The sequence below is a fragment of the Actinomycetota bacterium genome (assembly GCA_041658565.1).
Taxonomy (GTDB): domain Bacteria; phylum Actinomycetota; class AC-67; order AC-67; family AC-67; genus JBAZZY01.
Genome location: JBAZZY010000076.1, coordinates 1 through 3,169, shown reverse-complemented (window position 1 = coordinate 3,169; position 3,169 = coordinate 1). Strand labels below are relative to the sequence as shown.

The 3,169-nt window shown below is 64.2% G+C and carries 4 protein-coding genes; 2 read left to right on the top strand and 2 right to left on the bottom strand.

The window, feature by feature from the left end:
* Positions 1–674: hypothetical protein (locus tag WDA27_15035; protein MFA5892238.1), on the bottom strand; the 674-nt coding region annotated here is incomplete at its 3' end.
* 59 nt (positions 675–733) lie between these two features.
* Positions 734–994 carry a DUF4430 domain-containing protein gene (locus WDA27_15030; GenBank protein ID MFA5892237.1) on the bottom strand — a complete coding sequence of 87 codons (261 nt, stop codon included), beginning with the start codon at positions 992–994 and terminating at the stop codon, positions 734–736.
* 604 nt (positions 995–1,598) lie between these two features.
* On the opposite strand from WDA27_15030, the gene WDA27_15025 reads away from it, so the two are divergent.
* The gene (locus WDA27_15025; GenBank protein ID MFA5892236.1) at positions 1,599–2,705 is read left to right on the top strand and encodes a glycosyltransferase family 4 protein; all 1,107 of its coding nucleotides are present in this window, start codon (positions 1,599–1,601) and stop codon (positions 2,703–2,705) included.
* The coding region (locus tag WDA27_15020; GenBank protein MFA5892235.1) for a Gfo/Idh/MocA family oxidoreductase at positions 2,630–3,169 on the top strand (540 nt) is incomplete at its 3' end. The genes WDA27_15025 and WDA27_15020, both read left to right, overlap by 76 nt.

The following is a 3,169-nucleotide window of genomic DNA, read 5'->3' as shown; positions in this document are numbered from 1 at the left end:
GGCGTCTTCAATCGGGCGTAGTAGTTCGAAGCCACGCCGAATCCCGCCGCGAGGGGGAGTGCGAAGGAGAGGATCCCCTTCCACTCGAACAGATCCCATTCTCGTCGGGCCGGCCGGTCCACAAAGTAAAGGACAGCCCAGCGGACTCCGAGAAAGAACACGAGGGCCGCGAATACGAAGGGGTGGGTGAGAGCGGTGAGGCCTGCGAACGTCCCGGCAATCAGACCCCTCCGGCCGCCCCGCTGGATCCACCATTCGAAGGAAGCCAGCGTGAAGAGCATCATGTCAAGGGCAAGCAGGGTCGCGGCACCGCCCCAGCCAACGACCTCTCCGATGGCCGGAGAGAGCGCGCCCGAGACCGTGCCCACGAGACTCGAGACCTGTCCAAACCATCGCCGCAGGAGGACGTAGAGACCGAGCGGAAGCAGGAACAGGTCCGTGCCAAAACTCAACTGGAACGCTGCCACGTCCCCGACGAACAGCTGGAAGAACCCCAGGAGAAGCGGGAAAAGCGGCGGATGACGCAGGTCGCGAACTCCCCGACCTAGCAGGGCATCCGCGTCGCCGACATAGTGCGCGCCGTCCGCGGGGAAGTAGAGATCAACGCTCTGAAAGACGACGTAGAACGTAACGAGAACCGAGAACAGGCAGACCGCGATGACGAGCAGCGCCATCGGACACGGCGGAATCCTTTCCCATCTCTTCGGGCGCACAGAGGGCGAGACGAGGGACATCACACACCTCCCGTCGGCGGATACGCCCGGAAGACCCAGAGGACGGGATTCCCCTCGGAGAGGACCTTGCGGTCCGCACCGAAGTCTCCGTACGCGTCGTTGACCCAGTACTGCCACCACAGGGTGCCCTGGCCGTTCGCGCTCCCGTTGATGGACTCAACGAGGAGGCCGTCGAGGGGCGGCATACCTCCCGATTTACCGGCGTCCGGCTCGCGCGCTTCTTCGAGCGAGAGATCGGCTCGTGATCCGGGGTCGGTCATCCGCTCCCGCGCCTCCGGATTACGCCGCTGCGACGCCGAGATTCCGCTTCCAATCCGACCCTCTCCCCCACGTCTACAGACGCGAACCCCTCATCGAATCCGAGTCAATCCTGCATCAATGCGAGACCCGGGTTATAATCATTTTCGTGCTCGCCGTCGCGATCTCGCGTCACGCACCTATCGCGCTGGTTTCGAACGAATCCTGAGGACATCGAGGGTTCGTACATCAATCCGCCGCGATCTCGCTCCCCAAATCGGCCTCGGCGGGTCGAAGCGTTAAGCCGAGGAGTTCAAGAAACTCTGCAGTTCTGCGCATGTTATCGAATCAGAGAGCAACGGGTCGTTCCGAGAATTTATATAGCTCGTCAACGACTCCGTTATTGGCATCCGCCGGACGGGGGAGTCCGGCCGTGTGGGTATGGGAGGAGGATGGAGTGCCGACTTGCCACCTCGTTGCATCTCCGGATTGTCCGGACCGTCTCTCGCAGCGTGTGCTAGCCCGACGCTGTGAATCGATCTTCTCCGTTCGTCCGACCTCGATATTCGTCGACGGTGCGAACCGGGGTCTGGGTCCAGAGGCGGGTTGGCGTTGAAAATCGTCTTGGTGAGCGACTATTATTTCCCGCACGTCGGCGGCGGCGTCGAGCGCGTCGTCGAAGAGCTTGCGCACAACCTCGTGAACTTCGGTCACGAGGTCCGCGTGCTCACCTTTAATCCCGACGGCTGGCCCGCGCGCGAGAAGGTGGGAGGCGTCGAGATCGTCCGGATCCCGGCGGTGAATCTCCAGCCGATCGTCGGCGTCCCCGCAGCGCTCAACGCCAGTCTCCGCCTGCGGCGCTTCCTCGATGATGCGGATGTCGTCCACGTAAACAACATATTCTTCACGCTCAGTCTGCTGACGGTCCTGAGCCGGCCGAAGGCGCCCGTCGTGACGACGATGCACATCGGGTCGCTCGATAACTTGCCCGGCGTCACCGGCGCGGTCGCGCGGTTCTACGAGCGGACGATCGGTCAATATATCCTGCGAAAGTCGACGGCGGTCACGGCCGTCTCCCCGTCCGTCGCAGGCCACGCGGCAAACCTTGGCACGCGAGCGTCGGTTCAGGTAATCCCCAACAGCGTGGATGTCGAACGCTTCTGCCCGCCGCCTGGAGTGAACGGAAACGGGGGAGACGACCACTCCGTCCTGTTCTTAGGCCGACTTTCCCGGAACAAAGGTCCGCAGTACCTCGTCGAGGCGATCCCCCAGGTCGTTTCGGAGATTCCGGACGCCTCGTTCGATTTCGTCGGCGACGGCCCGCTGCGCGATGCGCTTGCGCGACGGATGGGCGAACTCGGCCTGAACGGGAACGTCCGGATCCACGGGAAGGTCCCCGATGTCGTACCCGTGCTGCAGCGTGCGGGCGTCGTGGTGCGCCCCTCCCTCACGGAAGGCATGCCCCTCGCGGTCATGGAGGCGATGGCCTGCGGAAAGCCGGTCCTCGCGACGCGCGTGGGTGGCACGCCGGATCTGATCTTGGACGGAGAAACCGGTATCCTTTTCGATCCGGGCGATGTGGATGCCCTCGTGGCCGGACTCATTCACGTTCTCGAGAACAAGGAGCGCGCAGCCACGATGGGACGACGCGCTCGGGAGTGGGCCGAGCGCCAGGTGACCTGGAAACGGGTCAGCCAGAAGTACGAGAGGCTCTACGAGGAGGTCGCCTCCTGAGGCGTCTCCGGGTCGGGATCGTCGGTTGCGGTTGGGTTGCTCGACATCGTCATGTGCCTGCGTACCGCCGGTCCGGAACGGCGGACATCGTCGCGGTTTACGACCGCCGGCCGGAGCGGGCTCGCGAGTTGGGCTCGCGAATCCGAGCGACCCCGTACTCCGGCGAGCTCGACGAGATGCTCGCCAAGGAACGCCTGGACGTCGTGAGCATCTGCACGCCGCCTTGGCTGCACGCACCGCAATCGCAGACGGCCTTGGAGGCGGGCGTGAATGTCTTCGTGGAAAAGCCCATGGCCATGACGGAGGCGGAATGCCGCGCGATGTGCGACGCCGCGTCTCGCCACGGCCGGGCACTCTGCGTCTCCCACAACTTCCTCTTCAGCCGAGCCGTGTCCGAGGCGTACCGTAGGGTGGCCTCGGGCCGCGCCGGGCGCATCGAGTCCCTCCTTGGGTTCCAGATGAGC

Bases quoted from the DNA above. Each gene is read 5' to 3' on its own strand.
- WDA27_15030 (MFA5892237.1), bottom strand. From the start codon at position 994: ATGACCGACCCCGGATCACGAGCCGATCTCTCGCTCGAAGAAGCGCGC.